Annotated in this window: 11 protein-coding genes and 1 pseudogene; 4 read left to right on the top strand and 8 right to left on the bottom strand. The window is 44.3% G+C overall.

Annotated features, from left to right (window positions below; all coding sequences use genetic code 11):
* Nucleotides 1–239 precede the first annotated feature (239 nt).
* The 7 genes and pseudogenes from EC843_RS18735 to EC843_RS18765 form a co-directional block, all read right to left on the bottom strand.
* Nucleotides 240–3,422 (bottom strand): DEAD/DEAH box helicase family protein, encoded by a 3,183-nt coding sequence (locus EC843_RS18735; RefSeq protein WP_133522833.1) that lies wholly within the window; start codon nt 3,420–3,422, stop codon nt 240–242.
* A gap of 10 nt (nt 3,423–3,432) precedes the next feature.
* Nucleotides 3,433–5,406: a site-specific DNA-methyltransferase gene (locus EC843_RS18740; protein WP_133522834.1), complete on the bottom strand. Its 1,974-nt coding sequence runs from the start codon at nt 5,404–5,406 to the stop codon at nt 3,433–3,435.
* 100 nt (nt 5,407–5,506) lie between these two features.
* Nucleotides 5,507–6,376: a DUF4391 domain-containing protein gene (locus EC843_RS18745; protein WP_133522835.1), complete on the bottom strand. Its 870-nt coding sequence runs from the start codon at nt 6,374–6,376 to the stop codon at nt 5,507–5,509.
* A gap of 10 nt (nt 6,377–6,386) precedes the next feature.
* On the bottom strand, nt 6,387–9,701 hold the full coding sequence (locus tag EC843_RS18750; RefSeq protein ID WP_133522836.1) for a helicase-related protein: 3,315 nt from the start codon (nt 9,699–9,701) through the stop codon (nt 6,387–6,389).
* A gap of 5 nt (nt 9,702–9,706) precedes the next feature.
* Nucleotides 9,707–9,943, bottom strand: a complete 237-nt coding sequence (locus tag EC843_RS18755) for a transcription factor (RefSeq protein WP_133522837.1) — start codon at nt 9,941–9,943, stop codon at nt 9,707–9,709.
* 191 nt (nt 9,944–10,134) lie between these two features.
* Nucleotides 10,135–11,372: pseudogene (locus tag EC843_RS18760) on the bottom strand (IS110 family transposase).
* Between the two features lie 511 nt (nt 11,373–11,883).
* Entirely contained in the window at nt 11,884–12,777 is an 894-nt protein-coding gene (locus EC843_RS18765; RefSeq protein ID WP_133522838.1) for a LysR substrate-binding domain-containing protein, read from the bottom strand.
* Nucleotides 12,778–13,018: 241 nt separating this feature from the next.
* On the opposite strand from EC843_RS18765, the gene EC843_RS18770 reads away from it, so the two are divergent.
* From EC843_RS18770 to EC843_RS18785, 4 genes are read left to right on the top strand one after another with little or no spacing between them, the layout of a single operon-like run.
* On the top strand, nt 13,019–13,882 hold the full coding sequence (locus EC843_RS18770; RefSeq protein ID WP_133522876.1) for a transketolase: 864 nt from the start codon (nt 13,019–13,021) through the stop codon (nt 13,880–13,882).
* Nucleotides 13,879–14,880, top strand: coding sequence for a transketolase family protein (locus EC843_RS18775; RefSeq protein WP_133522839.1), 1,002 nt, complete (start codon nt 13,879–13,881; stop codon nt 14,878–14,880). The genes EC843_RS18770 and EC843_RS18775 overlap by 4 nt, the downstream gene beginning before the upstream one ends.
* 10 nt (nt 14,881–14,890) lie before the next feature.
* The gene (locus EC843_RS18780) at nt 14,891–15,733 is read left to right on the top strand and encodes an NAD(P)-dependent oxidoreductase (RefSeq protein ID WP_133522840.1); all 843 of its coding nucleotides are present in this window, start codon (nt 14,891–14,893) and stop codon (nt 15,731–15,733) included.
* A gap of 55 nt (nt 15,734–15,788) precedes the next feature.
* Nucleotides 15,789–17,123: an MFS transporter gene (locus EC843_RS18785; RefSeq protein ID WP_133522841.1), complete on the top strand. Its 1,335-nt coding sequence runs from the start codon at nt 15,789–15,791 to the stop codon at nt 17,121–17,123.
* A gap of 428 nt (nt 17,124–17,551) precedes the next feature.
* On the opposite strand, the gene EC843_RS18790 is transcribed toward EC843_RS18785, so the two are convergent.
* Nucleotides 17,552–18,481, bottom strand: coding sequence for an alpha/beta hydrolase (locus tag EC843_RS18790; RefSeq protein WP_133522842.1), 930 nt, complete (start codon nt 18,479–18,481; stop codon nt 17,552–17,554).
* Nucleotides 18,482–18,594 lie beyond the last annotated feature (113 nt).

Raw genomic sequence — 18,594 nt, forward strand, 5'->3', positions numbered from 1 at the left:
GGATTGTAACCTGAGCGTAAGCAAGAAAATTTGTCTGATCTTTCACGATGAATATACCTAAAGTAATTAGAGGATTATATTCAGAACTATCTCAGTTCTCGGGGAGTAGATATTTTCACTTAATTATCACATTAAGATTTTCGATTTTTTTCATAAATATATAAGATATCTATTTTTTTATTTAATATCATATGCGCATATTATTAAACAGGTAGCCACGATGTGGCTACCTGTTACATTTATTCTTCCAAGTGCGTTGCGAAAGTGTTATAAGAATCAGCCTTGACGAATTTCGCCGGATTCTCAAGGGCATTGCCCTCTTCATCTTTCGACAATGCTTCAAAGTGAGCCATACCGCAGTTAATTTTCGCCTGTTCAGAAGCTCTCAAATCATCGGAGAAGATACTGGATTTAGTTTCTACTACAAAGTAGAGCTGATCATCCATACCATCATCTTTGTCAATTAAGACTGCCCAATCGGGGTTATAACTACCTAAAGGGGTATCAATCTTGAACCAAGAAGGAAGTTTTGCATAAAGCTTAACATCGTTCGACACTTCAAGTTTTGAAGCAAATTCACTCTCTGTGTCTGAATCACAAATAATGTAGTCGTAAACCGACTTTTTCGCTTCAACCATATTTTTGAGATAACCCGTCAGCTCTTCTTCCTGGAACAACTCTTGGGCATAATAATCATTATCACCGATACGGTGGTAAGTTATCCCATCGACAATTGCGAGTCGCATTTGTTTTCGGATCACTTCGCTAGCCAATTCGATGAATCGTTGAGGGTTGTTCTTGAATGCTTCAAGTTTATCGCCCAAACCAAGCAAGATTTGAACTACGGTCTTACGGGTTAGGTTTGTATTCGACTCCAGATAAGTCACAACATCAGGCAATTGGAAGTTTCTATTACGGTAGTATTGAATCTTTGACTCTTCATCAAATGTTTCAAGTTCCGCTTCTGTTATAGCGACTTTGACTTTCTTGTATTCAAATTTCGCACTCGCTACGGCTACTGATGCACGAATTTCGTTGATGCATTTTTCAACCAATTCAGCAACGCTAAAATCTACTCTATAAGTCGTTTTATACTTGATACGATCCCAAAGAGCCTTGAAATCATCACCAAGGACAACCTGCTTACCATTATCTTCACGTAGAGTTGCAGTCTTCTTCTCTTCATGTTTCTTAACGCTCAAGCCTTTAGAGACTTTCGTTAAAGTCGCTAAAATTGCATCGGAATATTCCTTTACGCTTTCAGGAAGACTTACCGTGTTATCAGCAAGGTCAGCCTTAAGGGAATCTTGGATCTTACCGTTCTTATCGATGTAACCATAGTCGGTTAGATGCTGGTAGATATCTTCTGATTTTTTTGCACCAAGGAACTCTTTTTTGTCGAATTGCTTAGAAATGACAATATTAGCAAATTGATGCTTCTCAATAGCACCGAACTTAATACCTTCTTCTTTTTCAATCTCTTTTTGAAGTTCCGATACAAACTGCTCGTAAGATTCGTTCGCCATTACTGTAAGAGTATTCACCTCAAAACCGTATGGAACACGTTCACCTGATTGATCCACGGCTAAACGTAAACCTCGACCGATCTCTTGTCGTTTTTTCATGACTGAATTGGTTTCGTTTAGCGTACATATTTGGAATACGTTAGGGTTATCCCAACCTTCCTTCAATGCTGAGTGGCTAAAGATAAAGCGTAATTTCTCATCAATAGAAAGTAACTTTTCTTTATCTTTCATAATCAAGTTGTAAGCTGATTCATCAGCAGCGGTTTTGCCACCTTCACCATTTGCCGCTAACTTAGATTCAGCGAAAAGAGGGTTTCCTGAAGCATCTTTCTTCTTGTCTTGAGCAAAATAGCCATTGTGAACTGAACTTGCCAATTCCTTCAGAGCTTGCTCGTTCAATACTGGCTTACCTGAGCTGTCCTTATCCCACACAGATGGGTATAAGAGATGATACTTTGGTTTTCTTAGTTGCTGTATGAATTCTTCTTCGAACCATTGCGCGAATTTACCTTGAATTGGCACACCATCTTTCGTATAGCCTCGGTAATTCGCCACTTTGTCGATAAAGAACAAACTGAGAACTTTAATTCCCTTCTTGCTCATCGCCTTTGAATGATCCATAGGATCAATGCCAGTCGTGATTTTTTTGAAAAATTTAAGCTCTTTCTCTAGATGTTCTTCAACGGTTTTAGATAGTTGTAAGCGCTTATACGTGTCTTTATCTACTTCACCTATTGCCTGTCCTAGTTCGATAATGTTGCTACGGCTTGTAAAGTCGATGTACTCGCTACCTTCTTCACAGTAGATGTCGTTGATCACATAACCTTCGTAAACAGTTCGACCACCAGAAGCTTCAAATAAATCCGTTCCACTCCTAACCGTGATGGTTTTACGTGGCTGTAATTTGCCAGTTTTAGTTTGAGCGTCAATCTCAACTTTTGCAGTGATTGGTGACTTCTTGTTATCGACACTAATCAATTTGATATAAGCTTGGTTGTGATTGTCTTGAACTTCTAGTGAAGCAACTTCAATCTGTTTGACAAGCTGACGGGAATAAGCATCAATCGAGTCAAGTTTATAAAGTAAGTTAAACTTTTCTGTCAACGTTGCGGAATAACGAAACGTGCATAGTGGGTTTAAACTGGCAATAGCATTTTTACGATTAGATGTAGATGCCACGGATTGAGGTTCATCAACCAAAACAATAGGATTGGTCGCTTGAATGAACTCAATCGGCTTCATACCATTCAATCGATCATCGGTGCGGTGAATCAAGTTTGCAGTAGTCTCTTTCTCTGTATCAGTGAAAGACTTACTGAAAGCGTCAATGTTGATGACCATAATCTGAATATAATCATTCGTTGCGAAGTTTCTTACTTGCTCACGTTTTGAAGAGTCGTATACAAAGTAATCATACTGAACGTTCTTATATTCTTTTCTAAAATGCTCTTCTGTTATTTGCAGGGATTTATAGACACCTTCTTTGATCGCAACGGACGGAACAACGATGATGAACTTGGTTAGTCCATATTTTTGATTCAGCTCGAACACACTACGAAGATATACGTAGGTTTTACCTGTCCCCGTTTCCATCTCGATAGTAAAATCGAGGCTTGGAAGCGCTTGTTTTGACGTTTCTGTTTGAGGTAAGCCATTAATAAGCTGAATATTTCGTGTATTTTCATAAAGCTCTTCTGGTAGCAGCGTAAGAGCATTTGCTACACCAATGTCATTATTTATCGCAAATAAACCCAACTGCTCATTTGTAAGGGCATTTGATGAAACAGAGAAGTTCGTTTGGAACGTTTCCTGCCCTTCAAAAACACCAACAACTGCGTTAATCGCATCTTTCTGATGAGTTAAGTCAGGGTCAAACTTTATCTTCATTTCAGACATAATTTATCCCTTAAATACTCTTAACATCTTCGATGCCGGCTTGTTTCAAGATCTGAATAGCATTGGTCTTAACTCGATCATCAGCAAAGCCTTCATCTTTAAAGACTACTTGTGTTGTTTCAGGATCTAATTCAGCTTTTAGCTTGGCGATACTTTCTACTGTTTCAGTCGTGATTTCATCATCCAAGCAAATAATCAAAGCACCTGCACCGACTACAAAAACGGTTTTACCATTCACTGTTTCAGTTTCTACTGGCGTAGTTAATTCATAGCCATATCTTAGGAATATTTCGTATAAAACATCTTCGCTAGAACGACCATCTTTGATTGACTTAGTAGCTTGTTGAAGTACTTGTTCTAAGCTGTCAAATTCTGCATCCCAAGGGCGAATATTTGTTTCACCAAGCTTAAAGAACTTAAAGCCCTGTTCTTCGCTCATACAGTGTTTAAGCCGAGAAATAGTAGTATCAATAATCGTTTTATCTGCCACCTTTTCAGGTAACTGTACTAAAATAAACTTCCTTTTTTTTTCATTGTCAAATGAAAGGCAAGCATGTCCTGTTGTACCTGAACCTGCAAAAAAATCTAAAACTAAATCATTAGGTTTAGTAAAATACGTAATTAATGATTTGGAAAATTTATATGGTTTAGGGTTGTCAAAACTTATACCCATAGTTTTGAACAAGATATCATCAGAACTAGAAAACTTTAGGACTGAAGGTACATTTTCAAACATATTTTCTGATAAAAGATATTTCCTACGGGGTTGAGTGTTCTCATCATCGCCGAATACAATCAGGTCTTTTTCCAACAAGTCCATCATAGTAGATGGTGGATTTCTCCATCCCTTGGCAGGAACAGGGCATTCTTTTCTTGTTTTTGGATGTATTAAAGGTATGAAATACTCATCTGGTGCTTTTTTATTATTCGGCCATGCCATGGATACTGGTTGATACACTCTACCTTCATCATCAATATACTTATAAGCGGCCTCTCCACCAGAAAATTCTGTTTGAGAATTTATCCAGAAAGCCAATTCTTCATTAGCATCGGATAGAGTGTACATTTTTGAAAATGCATCAATTTGCAGATCAAGGTTATATTTTTTTATTATTTTAACCAACTCATCAGGCGTAGCCATTTTTCCAATCTTTTTATATAACGAGTTGGCTTTTCTAATTATTTTTTCAGCATTTAACTTTTGTCTTTTTAATTCATTATCCTTGAACATCACGTAATTTTTAGCAAAGCAAATTATTGATTCATGCTGATATGCAATCCTAGTTGAATCCCCCTTTGGATTACCTTTATCCCAGCAGATTTCGCCTAAAAAATTGTCCTCCCCAAATATTTCATTGAGTAATATTCTAAGATGGTAGTTCTCGTGTTCGTCAAGATGAACAACAATTACACCATCTTCTCGAAGTAGGTTTCTAGCAAGCTTTAGTCTCGGAAACATCATTGATAGCCAATCGGAGTGATATCGCCCTGATGTGTCAGAATTTGTACTTAATTTATTACCATCATTATCAACTTGTCCCGTCTGAACAAGGTAATTTTGAAGGCTATTACGAAAGTTATCTTTATAAACAAAATCTTTACCAGTGTTGTAAGGCGGATCGATATATATCATCTTCACCTTTCTATGGTAGGACTTTTGAAGTAGTTTTAAGACTTCAAGGTTATCACCTTCGATAAACAAGTTTTCGGTGGTATCCCAATTGACGCTTTCCTCTTTGCAAGGACGTAACGTGCCTGTTGAGGGGCTTTGAGCGATTTGTCGAGCCTTTGTTTTACCCTTCCAAGTAAAGTTGTAACGCTCGGAAGGAGCGTCAATCTCTTTACCTAACACTGCTTTGAATGCTTCAAAATCAATTTTTCCCTCTGAAAAAACTTCAGGGAAAAGTTGCTTAAGTTGCTCGATGTTCTGGGTCGTTATATCCAGGCTTTTGGCTTCAGGGCTACTACCTGTGATCTTTTCCATTTGGCTCATTATGTTGATTACCTATTAACAATCAGTGTTGATGCAAATCTGCTCTATCGTCTTAAGTGAAATTTCTTAAAATTCTGCTTTTCAGCTCTTTTTATACAAACTGAGTAGTGATTGCTGAAATTGCTTGTTTTACTTTGCTGGCTTGTACATTGAGACGCATTTTCTCACTCATTTGCAGCTCTTTCTTTAACTTGTTTCTAATATTGCTCAATTCACCTTCAAGTGATGCTAACTCTTTGAGAAGTCTTGTCTTCTCTTCGTTGCTCATCTCTGTGAATAAAGGTTCATCAAATGTATCGACTTTGTTTGCTTGTGATGAACAGCGTTCACTATCCGTACAGCCATTTTTACGATAAGAATATGAAATATAAGTAGTTTCAAGAGCAATGAGCTTAGCGATGAAGTCTTGATACAGTTCGTAGTAGTTGACGCTTGAGACTTTCTTTAGCGAAAAATCGTTCAAGAATTCGTTCTCATTGTCCTTCAAGCTTCCAACGTTGAACCACTGGCTGTTGTAAAAAAACTCAATAACCAACTTTGAACTATCAGCCTGATTAATTCGCTTATCTGCCAGGCTAATCGCCAGTTCTCCGTTTAGCTCTAACAGCAAGATAACCGGGTAGGGGATCAGTGTATGGAAGAGCTTTGCTGTGCTCTTCAACTTTCCACGGTTTGTTGTGTCGGCTTTGAGATTGACTTTAAGAACAGCAACCTCGATATACTCTACCGTTTCGGTAACATAAGTCGGTATGTTCAACGTCTCAGGCTTAAGAGTGTTCAGCCATTCAACGGATTGAATAACATCATTTACAAGCTTCTTATCGCTACTTGTGAGCTCATTGTTCTCTAGAATCATCTTCTTAGTGATTCGTGTGCCAAGCAATGTTGATTCTGGTAAAGCTAGATGCTCATATACCTTGTCGAACAAATTTCCACTGCGAAAATCTATGACCTTGCTCATTGCCTTGCTCCTACAGAATGACCATATAGCTTGCAACTTCAAAATCATTCACATTTTGAGAGTTTGACGCTGATAAAACTGTTCCACCTCGACTAAACAAACTTGTCGCACCTATTTCTTCACTTTTACCCGCAATATTTTCAACCGCTTTGCTGAGAAGATTCTGGTAATGGTCCATTTTCATTCCCTTTTGAGTTATCTTCTCAAACTCTTTATAAGCGTATGCAGAATCTTCAAAGGATTTGAACTCCGAACCAAGTTTCTTGCATAGATCCAGAATCTGTTTTGATTGGGTAAATGAAAGCAATATTTCTTCTTCATCAGATACATAAACCAGATAGAAAGGGGCGAGTGAATAGCTCTCTTCCACCTGAACTTTTCCTTTAGTGTCTTTCAGACAGAAAATCACTCCTGATTGAATTTCATCTTTTAGACCTGCAAATTTACTAGACGCTGACTCAAACGATTCTTTGCTGATAATGACAGGTGCAAACAGCCCGAATGGAGCTTGCTCTAGGGTCTCTGTATTACCTTTTGATTTATCACTGAGGAAACTTGAGAGATCCATTCTAAAATCGTTCAGTGTTAAGTCGGTTATGGACACACCACCTGAGATTTCTTCTAAATCAACTACAGCGTTTTGGAGTTGTTCAAGTTGCTTTCTGCGATACTCTAAGTCATTCATTCCCTTATTGAGCTTTGGATCTTGTTCGATAACGTTTTCTTCACCCGTTGCTGAAATATCGAGCAATACCATACGACCACTAACCCTAGCCTCTAGGTTGATATACTCGTCCAACTCCATATTTGGCCAGAAGTTCACAAGTTGAATTGTGTCGTTAATCGAACCTAAACGGTCTATACGCCCAAAACGTTGAATAATACGAACTGGGTTCCAGTGAATATCATAGTTAATCAGATAGTCACAGTCCTGTAAGTTTTGACCTTCTGAAATACAGTCAGTAGCAATTAGAATGTCTACCTCTTCTTTAAACTCTGGATAAACCTTCTCACGTTCTTTCGATCTAGGTGAGAAATGCGTCAGCAAACTATTCAGATCAGTTTTGAACTTCTTACCATCAATGCAACGTAAGGTTGTATCTGTGCGTTGACCTGTGATTATCGCAGTATGAAGTCCCAAGTTTTGATAGGCCCAACTGGAAATATTTCTGTATAAATACTCTGCGGTATCAGCAAATGCGGTAAAGATAATGACTTTCTTGTTATTGCCATTGAACGGTTTCTGACATTTTTCAAGATACGCCTGTTTTAGCATATCGAGTTTTGCATCACGTTCAGAGTCGATGCTCTTTGATACACGAACAATCTCTTGCAAAAAGACTCTATCCGCCTTTAAATCTTGTGCAAATCTCACCAAATCAAGATCTTGAATCCTTACCTTGGTTTTGTTCCCTATGATAAAAGGAGCGAGTTCTGGTGAGTCAAACTCAAGATCATCAATTTCTTCAATTGGTGGCGCAACAAAATCTTCGGTCAGCTCGTCAGTAAGTGTCGGCTGGATATTGGCGTTAAAGTTATGGATTTTTGACAATAAGGATTCAACTTGCGCTAATACTTTTTCTGAAGTGCGCGTGAACGAATGAATCGAACTTTCCATTCGTTTCAAGAGATTGATACGGATAAGGTGGATCAAACTTTCTTCACGGTCTACTTGTTTGAATACGCTTTTACCGCCCTTTACCTCTTGGTCATAGCGTCTTGCGTATTCCGCTTTCTTATCCATCCGTACATATTTCATAGGCGAGTAAAACGCCAATGAAAGTCTACGGATTGTCTTATTCACTTCTTCCAACGGTGGGAATTGGTCTTTAAGGTCTATTGTAGGCTTCAAATTGATTGGCAAAAGCCTTGTAGGGAATTTACCAATATCCTCAGTTCCGTAATATTTCTCTATATGCTTACGCGAACGCGCTATTGTATAAATATCCAGTAGTTTGAAATAGTCGAAATTCATCGAGTCTAAAAGGTCTTTCGATGTTCGAACATCAGGATCTTGTTCAGACCAACGTGAGAAGCGTGATTGTGCTTGTCTTAACGTGCTCTCGATGCTGCTTATGCCATGATCGATTAATGCCTGGTCATTTGCTTCTGTGATGAAAGCCACTTGGTTCTTTATATCATTCAATCGGTTATTCACAGGCGTAGCAGAAAGCATCAAAACCTTAGTTTTTACACCAGCCTGGATAATGTCTTCAAGAAGTCGTTGATAACGATTTCGGCCGTCTTTTTTAGGGTTGTTGTTACGGAAGTTGTGAGATTCATCAATAACAACAAGGTCATAATTTCCCCAGTTGATCGTTTCTAGGTTTATATCACCTGAATAGCCAGTATCGCGGCTCATATCAGTATGATTTAGCACATCATAGTTAAAGCGGTCATTGGCTAACAAATTGCGCTTATCGTTCTGTGTGTAGATTAGCCAGTTATCACGCAGTTTCTTAGGACAAAGCACCAAAACTTTATCATTGCGTAATTCGTAGTATTTGATGACGGCAAGAGCTTCGAACGTCTTACCCAAACCGACACTATCAGCGATGATACAGCCGTTAAAATGTTCAAGTTTATCTATAGCACCTAAAACACCATCTCTTTGAAACTTATAGAGCTTATTCCAGACAATCGTATCTTTAAAACCAGTTTTGGTTTTTAAAATGCTCTCTTCCTGGAGATCACCAACAAAGTCTTTAAAAATGTTATACAGGGTAAGGAAGTAGATAAACTGCGGCGTGTTATCTGCTGTCAGTTTAGATAGTTCGACCTTTAATTGTTCCTTTGCTTCAATAACTTGCCCTTTACTACTCCATACCCGATTGAAGAAACCAAGCAACTCTTGTGCTTGTTCGGAACTAGCAAGGCTGATCATATCGAAACCATTAGTTTCAGTGAGACCAATGCCTTGTCCGTTGAATTGAGCACCGCTAACCGCTAATGAGTTTGAAGTTGAGGAAACGTGCGTTATGTGTTGATGAATAACTCCTGCTTGTTTAACCAAACGAACAGAAGCTTTTTCCTCTAACCAACGGGAAAACTCTATTGCTATTGCTTTTTGGTTCAGCTGATTGCGAAACCTATTTTCTTGTTCTGAGCCGTTAAGCGAGCCAAAAGGTGAAGTGATACTAAGAGCATCAAAGCCTTTAGCTTGAGAGAATAGCAAACGAGCTGAATCTAACTTGTTTAAAGAGTCTTTGAGGTGATCAAAAGCATAGATAGAAAAAAGCCCCGCCATGACGGAAAGCTTATCGTTCTGTTGAATCGCATCGGTAAGTGTATCTGAGACTTTGGTCGTTACGTTATCAATGAGCATAGTGATTAGATTTTCTCCGTAACTAGACCAGCAGCTTTGAGTCGAGTCGTAAGATTTCTCATCTTACTAAACTCAGTGCCGTAGCTAGGCTTAAGACCTAACGCCTCACAGAATTCCCTTGCGGTTATGCTGCTTAACTCGTCAGCATACTTGATTGACTGTAAGTGAAGTTCAGCTATAAATCCGTTACGTGGTGCAGAGGCAAGAGCTTGCTTAATCTCTTCTATAATCACTTTGTTCATGGAACACTCAATACGATTCATAGACATGGCCATGAATTCTATCAAAATTAGCTAAAATTGCTAAACCATATGACCAAAATTACTCGATTGCTCCTTCAGAACCCTAACCTACTCCCCATAGCTAAAGACGCCTCGTTGTAAGAATAAATTCTGAACTTCCACTTCACGCCCTGAGACATTCGACAAGCTTTTTATGCCTTCAGTAAGGGCGAGTGTCGCGCTTCGAGATCCAGCAAATATTTCGCTTCGTCGTACTGGGTTCTTGTCTTCCAGCAGCGGTTAATAATCCTTATCCATTTAAACGCCAAAGCCCGGATTGCTGATTGATGCGATTTCCCTTTTTCTCGCAGTCACTGATATTAAAGTTTGACCCAGTATGATGAACTAACCGTCTTGGCAGCCAATTCAACAAAGGTCTGCCTGACGAACTTGGCACATTGCCATCGCCAGTGAACCCATGATTTCTGGCCACTTCGTTCGGTCACCGGTGCAATACCTGCATAGTTTTGAATTTATTCAGCGCTGTTAAACCGGTCACGGTTATCACCAAGTGCAGCAAGCATCCGTGGGCCCATACACAGCCCCATTCCCAGAAGTGATTTGAACAGCCCCGTATCTGCCAATGTGTCAAACAGCGTTTCGATTCGTTCGTCATAGGTTTGATGATTTCACTCACGACTTTAATCTGTGTCGCCAGTGCTGTTGCCATCAAAGCATTAGCCTCTATAACACTCGGGTCTGTAGTCAATGGGAGCGCGTTATCAATACTCGCAACACGTTGCTCGGTAAGGGCCATTGCGCGGCCACCTTTGACATTCAGAAAATTTCGGATCGTGTCGCTCCAGGCTCGTTTCAGTTGTTGCAGACTGGTCCACCGGATAATCAGCTCACACAACAGTACGCTACCCCGATGTGAGAACCACTCCAGTGGCTGAGGATAATACTGTTTAAGCGTGTTGATTATCCGGTTCACAAAGCGTCGTTTATCTTCATCCAACTGACGACGCTGCATAACCAGTTGCTGAAGTAAGCGAATATCCGCATTGTCTGGCTCAATAGCTTTTATCTTTTGGGGGTAACGCAGCATTAACTCTAATACCAGCTCGGCATCCTGCGGATCATCTTTAGCGCCACTGGGCGAGAAGGCTTGTCGGTAACGAGCCAAGGACAAAGCGTGGACGGGGAAAACGGTGATAAAGGGATATTTTTAAAGAGTATATACCACGGGGCTCTTCTTCAGTTCGAGAGCAATTGCGATTCTACCTTTTACTTTCTGGTGTAACTCAGTAAGCCAGGCATCAAGCGCTTCTGCTGTAGGTTCAATCACATGGAATACGCGTTCACCGTTTTTAAACTGAACACAGACATCGTGTTTTTTATCAGCCCAGTCCAGACCAACGTGCGCAGCAAATTGATTAGTCACAGTCATCACCAACTCCTTTTTATCGGGGATTGGTATGCATTCCACGCTCTTCGAAAGAAATATAGCCAGCAGTTTATCTGCATGCCCTGAGTATTCGTTAGCGAACGTGGAGCACCTACTGGCTCGAAAGAAAAGCGGCGATCATCACATGATTCTCGCTCAATATTCGTAACCAGTAAGCGCATACCCTGAATCACTTCAAAGTGTAATTCTCAGGGTGCGAATGACTATACATCGCTCACAGCGGACCTTCAGCTCAGATAGCTTGTCGGCAATGTGCCAGAAGCGGACCAAAGAATATGTGTTAATTGTTGATAACCGAATAAGGTTCTTATCGCTACTTTCTCTCTATCTGCCTTTGAGAGCAGCGGCAGTTTGAATACCTTCACTACCGAACGATCTATAACCACACTTAACATGCGTGGCACCTCTGCCATAAGCAGTGAGGGCTCTCACAAAAATCGCTTCCTATAAGAGTAATACCCCGTTATCAGATCAATGAAAAACGTGAGCATGATCATCTGAGTTGAGCCAGATTAAGTTCGCTGAGGAGCCACGTTTTGAACACCTCCAGCGCAAAATGCATGTGCTGATGCTGCGGAAAAACCAGATAGTGTCCAATGTAATGAATTTCACTGGTGCTACTAACCAGCGGGCAAACCAGCCTGCCGCTTGCTATTTCCCGTTCTGCAAGCAGCTTTGATTCGAGTACCACCCCTAATCCGTCAACTGCTGCGGCAATTGCCATAAAACTGCGGTCAAACTGAAGCCCATATTGACGGGGCGGCTTCATGTCATTCGCCTGAAACCATCCTTTCCACTGATACAACTGCACATCGCACTGAATTAATGTGAGCGCATAAAGATCTTCCGGTTTCCGAAGGCGCTCAGCCAGCTGTGGGGAACATAGTGGCGTCAGTTCTTCAACCGCGAGAGGGATTTTCTCATAAGGTGATGGACGGGGCTCGCCGTAGACGATATCCAGGTCAAAGTCATCCTGTTCAAAACGCGCGTATTCAGTGCTGGCTGAAAGCCGCAGATCGATATGAGGATTCTCGCGTATGAAACTGCCGAGACGTGGTAACAGCCACTGATGGGCAAAACTTGGGGCTGTATGAAGGCGCAGAGGTCTGGATTCATTGGCCGTGACTAATGAAAGGCCCTGCTCCAATTCGTTAAACCCGCGTTGTATATGCTCAAGCAGTATTGACCCTTCTTTCGTTAGCGTGATTTCCCGCGTGCTGCGATGAAAAAGCCGGACCTGCAGCAAATTTTCGAGTTTGCGAATGGCATGACTAATTGCGCTGGGCGACAGTTCCAGCTCAGTGGCTGCCAGCGCAAAACCACCTGTACGTCCCGCCGCTTCAAAAGCCCGCAAAAGGTTAAGAGGCGCTTTTCTTAAGAGTGTCATTCATGAATCCTTTTCAGCAGTTGCTGCATTTATTGCTTTTGTCAGTCTTACTCTGAACAGCATAACCTCATCACATACCGCAACAGGCGGGGATTCATAATGCGTTACCTCTTAAAACAGAGCCGTAACCGCTTATGAAAGATGACTTCATACGTGAATAAGCTAGCACACTGTATGGGCGTCACCTATCCGCGATCCCTGACTGTTTTGTAATCACCCTTATAAGGAGCAGCAAATGAGCATGATTGCAGATCCCGCCATCGCATCAGCTGATTCACTTAACAAACTTGCCCGGCATGCCTGGCATATACGCCGCTTTGCCCTGAGGATGGGGGAAGTGCAGGGTCAGGGATACATTGGTCAGGCGCTGGGTCTTGCCGACGTGCTGGCTGTGGCCTGGTGCCACGCCATGCGCTTTGATCCTGAAAATCCGGAATGGGAGGGACGGGACCGCTTTCTGCTCTCCCATGGCCACTATGCCATCGCCCTTTACGCAGCGCTGATTGAAGCTGGTGTCATCCCTGAAGAAGAGCTGGAAACCTACGGCTCGGATGACAGTCGGCTGCCGATGTCAGGAATGGCAACCTATACGCCAGGTATGGAAATGTCCGGTGGCTCGCTAGGTCAGGGACTTGCCATTGCCACAGGTATGGCGTTGGCGCTACGTCATAAAGGCAACTCAGCTTTTGTATACAACTCCATGTCGGACGGTGAACTTGATGAAGGTGCAACATGGGAAGCCGTCATGTCAGCGGCGCATCACCAGCTCGATAACCTGATAGCCCTGGTTGATATTAATCAGCAGCAGGCTGACGGTCCCTCACAAAAAATAATGGGTTTTGAACCTCTGGCCGATAAGTGGCTGGCGTTTGGCTGGGATGTACAGCGCGTTGATGGTAATGATATTGCAGCAGTCAAAGCGGCATTTGACCGCGCGCGTCAGCTGAAAGAGCCCAAACCGCGCGTCATTCTCCTGGATACCCTAATGGGTAAAGGCGTTCCCTTTCTGGAAGCGCGTGAAAAAAACCATTTTATCCGCGTTGATGCAGATGAGTGGCAAAAAGCAATCGCCATTCTTGATAAAGTAGAGGAGGAGCGCGCATGAGCAGCGTCGCAGAGAAGAAACCCCGTTTAACCACCTCGGCCATGATTGCTTCCATCGCAGCAGAAGGTCAGAAAACCGTGTCGGCACCCTTTGGTCATGCACTCGTCAAAGCGGCACAGGGCCGGCCTAATATCGTTGGCCTTACCGCCGATCTCTCTAAATATACTGATCTGCACATCTTCGCCCAGGCCTTTCCTGAACGCCATTTCCAGATGGGGATGGCGGAACAGCTGCTCATGGGTGCGGCGGGCGGCATGGCCAAAGAGGGCATGATCCCTTTCGCCACCACTTATGCCGTTTTCGCTACTCGTCGCGCTTACGACTTTATTCATCAGGTGATAGCAGAAGAGAACCTCAATGTGAAAATCTGCGCGGCATTGCCGGGTCTCACCACGGGTTATGGCCCCAGTCATCAGGCAACCGAAGATATCGCATTAATGCGCGGAATTCCTAATCTGACCATCCTTGATCCCTGTGATGCTCTGGATACCGAACAGGCCGTCGCCGCTGCGGCCGATCATAACGGCCCTGTGTACATGCGCCTGTTGCGTGGAAAGGTGCCGTTGGTACTGGACGAGTACGATTATCAGTTTGAACTGGGGAAAGCCAAACTCCTGCAGGACGGGCGTGACGTATTGCTTATCTCCAGCGGCATCATGACCATGCGGGCGCTGGAAACAGCAAAAGCGCTGGTGCAGGACAAGGTGGATGTCGCCGTGCTGCACGTGCCGACCATTAAGCCTCTCGATACGGCCACCATTCTTGAACAGTGCCGCCGCAGCGGACGTCTGGTAGTGGTTATTGAGAACCACAGTGTAGTTGGCGGACTGGGTGAAGCAGTAGCGACGACATTAATGCGTGCACAGGTCATGCCTGCGTTCCGTCATATCGGGCTGCCGGATGAATTCCTGGCCGCAGGTGCGCTGCCGACGCTGCACGATCGCTATGGCATTTCTACCTCATCCCTGATCAACGCCGTTAAAGGCTGGCTTGCATAAGGAGCACGACATGAAAGTTGTATTCGTCGGCATGGGCGCTATTGGAATGCCTATGGCATTAAGAATAAAGGCAGCCGGACATGACGTACAGGGCGTGGATGTGGCTGAAACGTCCCGGCAGCGCGCGCGTACTCAGGGCATAGAAGCCGTAGAGCGATATGCCCTGACAGGAAAAGCTGACGTGGTTGTGGTCATGGTTGCCACTCCTCAGCAGCTTGCGGCACTTGTGGAGGAGGCATTACCGAATGTGGCTGGTCAGCACTGGGTGATTATGTCGACCGTCGGCCCCGAAGCCATCATTGCCGCCGCCGCACAGCTGCAGCAAGCAGGCGCCAGCGTGGTTGATGCGCCGGTAACCGGCGGCACTGCGCGGGCCAGCACCGGGGATCTGGTGATTTTTGCGGCGGGTGAGGAAGTTTCGCTTAACCATGTCGCACCGGTTCTGACAGCGATGGGCAGGATGAAAACGGTAGGAAACCGGCCTGGCGACGGACAGGGAATTAAGGTGATTAACCAGCATCTTTGCGCCGTCCACATCGTAGCCGCCGCCGAAGCGCTGAACCTTGCTCATTCGCTTGGATTAGATCCAGCACAGGTTTTACCGCTTGTCGAGGGCGGCGCGGCAGGCTCCTGGATGTTGTCAGACCGAGGCCCGCGCATGCTACAGGGCACAGATGTGGAGGTTTCCAGTGCCGTAAATATCTTTGTTAAAGACAGCGGTCTGGTAGCAGACGCAGCAGCGGCATGCGAGGCAGAAGTTCCACTTTTAAACGTGGCACATGCCCGCTATGTGGCCGCAGCAAAAGCTGGCCTAGGGCAACATGATGATAGCCGGGTGATTGAAACCTGGTAGGGGCCATAAGTGTTTGCCGGGATCTTCCGGGTAAACTATCGAAACGGGGTCAACAATGAAATCTAACTCTGTACCTGATAATCATAAAAACAACCCGGTAAAAGTATCCATCGCCTCAATGATAGGCTCAGCGGTTGAAAGCTACGATTTCTTTATTTACGGTACCGCAGCCGCTGCGTGGTTTGGAAAAATCTTCTTCCATACCGAGGAACCTATTGTCGGTATCATGGCGGCCTTTGCTACCCTTGCCGTAGGCTTTCTGATGCGGCCGGTTGGCGGTTATCTTGCCGGGCATTTTGGCGATCGCTATGGCCGTAAAGCTGTACTGTTCTGGTCACTGCTGGCGATGGGGCTTGCAACGGTCCTGATCGGTGCTTTGCCGACCTATGAGCAGGTGGGTATTTTGGCACCCATTCTGCTGATTCTGCTGCGCATGATCCAGGGTATCGGATTTGGTGCTGAATGGGGCGGTGCAGTGCTGATGGCATTTGAACACGCCCCGGAGAGGAAACGGGGTTTTTATGGTGCCGTTCCGCAACTCGGTATTCCGCTTGGCCTGCTGCTGGCTAACGGCGCTTTTCTTCTCTCTGGCGCCTTGTTTGAAGGTGACTGGGTATGGCGGGTGCCGTTCCTGATTTCATTCATCATGGTGGCAATCGGCATCTTCATTCGCATGAGCGTAGCGGAATCGCCAGAGTTTGAAAAAGCAAAAGCGGAGAAGCGTATTGTTAAGCAACCGGCTCTGGAAGTCATCCGTCGTGACTGGCGAACGATTTTGAATATTGTGGGGTTACGACTGGCTGAAACCGGCGGCTACTATATTACGACAAGCTTTATGCTTTCCTATGTTGTTCTTGCAGAGATAACGGACACTCGTCACGTGTTGTGGGGAACGCTCATCGGCTCTGTGCTTGGTCTGGGCAGTCATCTCTTTTACGGCGCATTAAGTGACAAAATAGGCCGCCGCCGGGTATTTCTGATTGGCGCCCTGTTCACCATAGCATTTGGTATCCCGATGTTTATGTTGATTAATACCGGTGCTGTTGTGCTGGTGATTACGGCGATCGCATTATCACTGGTGCTGAGTCATGATCCAATTTTTGCGGTGGAATCAAGCTGGTTTGCCGAGCAGTTTCCGGCCCATATACGCTCGTCAGGTATTTCACTGGGTTATAACGGGGCATCTGTCGTTGCAGGATTACTTCCATTTATTTCTACCGGTGTATATAGCATGGTTGGCTGGATCGGGCCGGCAGTTATATTCTCTCTTCTGGGCGTGCTTTCTACCTGGTGCGCGTTACGTACGCCAGAGACGGCACCAGCCAGAATAAATAAAAAAAATAAAATAGTTTCCAGTGTTGTAAAAACACATATGGATAAAAGTTACTAAGCTTCTTCCTTGGAGAAATAGTCACATCCCTGAATGCAATATTAAGGCTTTCAGGGACGTGATGCAGTAATGGCGGTGTGCGTCCCGAAGGCAATAAAGTCAAGCGCCGAAATGCTGCGTCCCGGTCAGGATATAGTTTTTACTTCACAGGCTAAACGTCCGCTCTTCGCTGTGAGTTCAACTAATGGATGCAACACACAGCTCATAGCTGACAGAGATCAACCTGTGGCTGATAAGTACCGAAGCGGACGTTGCTAACGCCACGGTGTTTTAATTGATTAAAAGCAGGTGTAACTAATACAAAAATAGTTGCAGACGCCGTTAGGTAGGATCGGGATATAAAGAAAGTTGTTTCTATCAATCCGTCATTTTTACTTCTGATGGGCGCAATTAGACGCGCCCCTTTTTTAAGCGATTATCATTGATAATTACTTAGATGCATCCCGCAGAGCTTGCTTGATAAAGGCGACGGAGCTCTCAAGAGCCTGCACCGCTTCTGGCTGCAGCGTGGAGAAGAAATGCCAGGCGTGGAACATACCCGGCCAGACTTCCAGATTTACGCGAACCCGGTTATCACCCAGATGAGTTGCGAGCCGCATCGCGTCGCTCAGCATCAGTTCATTCTCTCCAATCTGAACCAGCACCGGCGGCAGACCTGTCACATCGGCAAACACCGGTGATGCCATTGGGTGATTAGGTAACGCATCGCCCAGGAAGGTACGTGCCAGGAAATCCAGACCGGCCTTGGTGTTCAGAGGATCAAGACCTTCCCGGTTGGTCATGGAGACGCCCGTGTGCTCAAGGTTGGCCCATGGGGAAATGGAAACACCGCCGGCTGGAAGTGGCAGGCCTTTATTACGTGCAGCTACCATAACGGTAACCACCATTGCTCCGCCCGCAGACTCGCCTGCCAGTACGATTTTGCTGGCGTCAAATCCCTGTTCAATTAACCACTCATACGCACGAACGGTATCGGTAACGGGCGTAGGGAAAGGATACTCCGGCGCCAGACTGTAATCCGGCATGTATACCCGTGCGCCCAGCATGCTGGCGTAGTTGCCACCAATACCGTGATAGCCCGACGATTCGCCGACAATGTAAGCCCCGCCGTGGATGTACATCACGATGGCATCTGTTTCAAGGTTGTCAGGAGTCACCAGCGTTCCCGGCACGCCCCCCATATCAACCTCAGTAAAGCTGACACCGGCAGGTGCGGGATTTTTAGCCAGCATCCGAGCGTAGGCGTCACGCACCTCACTCATAGGCGTTACGGTATCCTCACCCGTAAGGATTGGACCCAGACCGGCCAGACTTTCAGACCATTCTTTTACGGCTTGCTTAGTTTGTTGATTCAGCATTGTCATTCCTGTTTGCATTTGCGTTATAAGTGAACAGGAATCTATAATATATAAACATTTGGGGAATGTGCTTCCCATATTAGGGTACTTTATCGCCCGTATTGGATGAGATA

The organism is Buttiauxella sp. JUb87 (genome assembly GCF_004361975.1).
GTDB classification, from domain to species: domain Bacteria; phylum Pseudomonadota; class Gammaproteobacteria; order Enterobacterales; family Enterobacteriaceae; genus Buttiauxella; species Buttiauxella ferragutiae.